The organism is Streptosporangium minutum, from assembly GCF_002149035.1.
GTDB classification, from domain to species: Bacteria; Actinomycetota; Actinomycetes; order Streptosporangiales; family Streptosporangiaceae; genus Streptosporangium; species Streptosporangium minutum.
In genome coordinates, this window is the sequence record NZ_NGFP01000443.1 from 1 (window position 1) to 3,162 (window position 3,162).

Annotated in this window: 3 protein-coding genes; 2 read left to right on the plus strand and 1 reads right to left on the minus strand. The window is 72.6% G+C overall.

Annotation, left to right across the window (positions count from 1 at the left end; translation table 11 throughout):
* Positions 1-72: 72 nt before the first annotated feature.
* Positions 73-948, minus strand: a complete 876-nt coding sequence (locus tag CA984_RS43280) for a serine/threonine-protein kinase (protein WP_086579072.1) — start codon at positions 946-948, stop codon at positions 73-75.
* Positions 949-1,099: 151 nt separating this feature from the next.
* On the opposite strand from CA984_RS43280, the gene CA984_RS43285 reads away from it, so the two are divergent.
* Positions 1,100-2,194 carry a transporter substrate-binding domain-containing protein gene (locus CA984_RS43285; protein WP_086579073.1) on the plus strand — a complete coding sequence of 365 codons (1,095 nt, stop codon included), beginning with the start codon at positions 1,100-1,102 and terminating at the stop codon, positions 2,192-2,194.
* The coding region (locus tag CA984_RS43290) for a hypothetical protein (RefSeq protein WP_086579074.1) at positions 2,191-3,162 on the plus strand (972 nt) is incomplete at its 3' end. The genes CA984_RS43285 and CA984_RS43290, both read left to right, overlap by 4 nt.

A 3,162-nucleotide genomic window follows, 5' to 3' on the forward strand; every position in this document is an offset into this window, starting at 1 on the left:
CGCTGGGGCGGTTGCCCGGTTCCACGGCGAGAGCGCGGCCGGCGAGGTCGCGGAGCGCGCCGTGCAGGCCGGTCAGGTCGGGGCCGGCGTGACCGGCGGGGCGGTCCTCGCCGTCGGCGGACGGGCCGCGCCCGGTCGCCGCGTAGAGGACGACCCCGCCCCAGGCGAACACGTCCGACGCCGCGCCGGCCTCCTCACCCCGTGCCTGCTCGGGCGCCATGTAGGAGCGCTGGGGCGGTTGCCCGGTTCCACGGCGAGAGCGCGGCCGGCGAGGTCGCGGAGCGCGCCGTGCAGGCCGGTCAGGTCGGGGCCGGCGTGACCGGCGGGGCGGTCCTCGCCGTCGGCGGACGGGCCGCGCCCGGTCGCCGCGTAGAGGACGACCCCGCCCCAGGCGAACACGTCCGACGCCGCGCCGGCCTCCTCACCCCGTGCCTGCTCGGGCGCCATGTAGGAGGACGCGACCTTCCCGGCACGCGCGGAGGTGCCGGAGGGACGGGTCACGCCGAAGCCGGTCACCCGGGGCCCGAGCGGGCCGAGCAGGACGGCGGACGGCTTCAGATCCCGGTGCACGACGCCGGCGGCGTGGACGGCCTGCAGGGCGACGGCGGTGGACACGGCCAGCGCGTCCAGGCTCGATCCGGTGAGGGGGCCGTGCTCCTCCACCCGCCGGCGCAGGTCCTGCCCCTCGACGTACTCGGTGACCAGGTAGGCCCGGCCGCCGTCGAGCCCGGCCTCCAGCACCGGGACGGTGCAGGACCGGGCGACCCGGGACGCGGCCTCCGCCTCCTGCCGGAACCGCTGCCGGAGAGCGGGGTCGGCGGCCAGACGGGGGTGGAGGACCTTGACGGCGACCTGGCGGCCCTCGGGGTCACGGGCGAGGAAGACCTCGCCGGTCCCGCCCTGCCCGAGCCTTCTCACCAGGCGGTACGGCCCAATGACGGTGTCCATCGTCCCCCGCTTCCCGAGATCTGATAGAGGATCTTAAGGGGTGTTTCGGGCATCTCATCGGTAAGTCGTTTGATCTCGTCTTGGTGAAGGAACACCCGGCCCCGGAGGTCACGACATAGCCTGCCGGACATACAGGGAGTCCGGAGGCGTCATGACCGAAGAACCCGGGGACTCGGGCGCGCGGGCGGAGAACCCGCCGGCCCCTTCCGGGGAGCACGAGCCGTGGACCGGCCCGGAGCAGGAGCCCGACTCCGCGCCCGCGCCCGGCCGGTCGCGGCGGGTGAGACGGTTCCGGCTCGCGGCGTGGGTCGCGCTGGTCCTGGCCGCGATCGTGGTCGGGGCGTCCGTCATGTGGGTGAACGGCTCGCCCACCGAGGCCGAGCTGCGGGAGAAGGCCGGACTGTTCAACAAGGACAGGCTCCGGATCGGGGTGAAGACCGACACCCCCGGCATCGCGTTCCAGGAGCAGACCGGCAGGCGGGCCTTCAAGGGGTTCGACATCCAGATCGCCTACCTGATCGCCGCGGACCTGGGCTACCGGCCGGACAAGGTGGACTTCCTGGCCATCGAGACCGAGGACAGGGCGCGCATGCAGGCCCTGGACGCCAACGGCCGGTTCGTCGGGGTGGACCTCGTGGTCGCCACCTTCAGCGTGACACGTGACCGGCGGGAGGACCCCTCGGTGGGCTTCTCCACGCCCTACCTCTACACCGAGCAGTCCGTGGTGACCCGATCCGATCACCCCGGGAAGATCACCTCCCTGGGGCAGCTCGAGGGCAAGAAGGTCTGCACGCTCGGCACCTCGACCTCCGAGACGGAGCTGGCCAGGGCGACGAGGGCCACCGTCACCGCCAAGAATCTGATCAGCGACTGCGCGGAGGGCCTGAAGGACGGCGAGTTCGACGCGATGACCACCGACGCGGCCATCCTGGCCGGGTTCGTCGCGGAGTCCGGCGGGGCGTTCCGCCATCACGACATCGCGCTGGAGAAGACCGAGATGTGGGCGGTCAACGCCGGTTCCAACGAGGCGCTGCGGACCCTGGTCGACCTCGCCCTCTACCGTTCCTACGCCGACCCCCAGGACCAGAGGTGGGAGCAGGCCTACCAGGCGTACATCGACCCGCTGCTGCCGGCCAGCCCCAACGTGAACGTGGCCCAGGCGGAGCAGCCCTGCGCGCTCCCTCCGTCGGTGCGCAGATGGCCGTGGGAGCGGACCCTCCCCGTCCAGGACTGCCCGTCCCGTTGAAAGGCGCCAGGCGGGTCAAGGACGCGCCGAGGGACCAGGAGTGGCTGCTCGCGCTGCTTCCGGTGTTCCCCCTCGTCCTGCTGGTCATGCGGCTGTGGTACGCCAGCAGGCAGGACACCCAGACGCTGCTCCTGCTGCTGCAGAACATCAGCCCGCTGGGCCTGCTGAGCGCCGTCCTGCTGACGACCGTCTGGGTCCTGCCCGCCCTCATCCTGGGCGGCCGGGTGCTCGGCACCCTGTACTGGATCAGCACGGGCCGCTCCTCCTGGCTGGTGCGCACCGCCGAACGGCTGCCCGGCTGGGTGGTCGGCCTGGCCGTGGTGGTGGGCATGTGCGCCTGGCAGCTACGGTTCCTGCCGACGCTGGCGATGCTGTCGCTGGCCGTGGCGGGACTGGCGGTGCGGGACCGGTTCCCCCATCACGAGGGGCTGCGGGGCACCGTCTGCTACGCGCTGCCCGTGATGGTCGCGGTGATCTCCTACATCGTGTTCTGGTCGGCCATCGGGGCGGCGTTCGCCGCGCGCGACCTGGCGACCTCGCTTCTGCTCACGCTTCCGCCGGCGCTGGCGGTCCTGCTGACCGGCCCGGTTCCCCGGGCGCCCGCCCGGGCGCTCACCCACGGCATCGCGATCGCGATGGCGGTGTTCACGCCGTTCCTTGTGGGGGTGGTCGTGATGAAGGCGCCGATCCTCCCGCTGATGGCGCTGCAGATGGACGAGAAGGAGACACCGCGGGTGCTCGTGGGCCATCTGGTCGCCAGCGACGACGAGATGTCCACCGTCCTGGGGCGTGAGGGCGTCGTGAGCTTCGTCCAGAACGACCGGATCCAGTCCAGGGTGCTCTGCCAGGACCCCGGTGAGGTGCCCAGGACCTGGGTGAACCTGCACGGCTGGAACGTCGAGCAGAGCGTGGTCTCCTGGCTCGCCCCGGCCCCGCCGGCGGCCCCGGTCGACCCGCGCTGTCCAATC

Coding starts and splice junctions, on each gene's coding strand:
- CA984_RS43280 (WP_086579072.1), bottom strand. CDS start 948: ATGGACACCGTCATTGGGCCGTACCGCCTGGTGAGAAGGCTCGGGCAG.
- CA984_RS43285 (WP_086579073.1), top strand. CDS start 1,100: ATGACCGAAGAACCCGGGGACTCGGGCGCGCGGGCGGAGAACCCGCCG.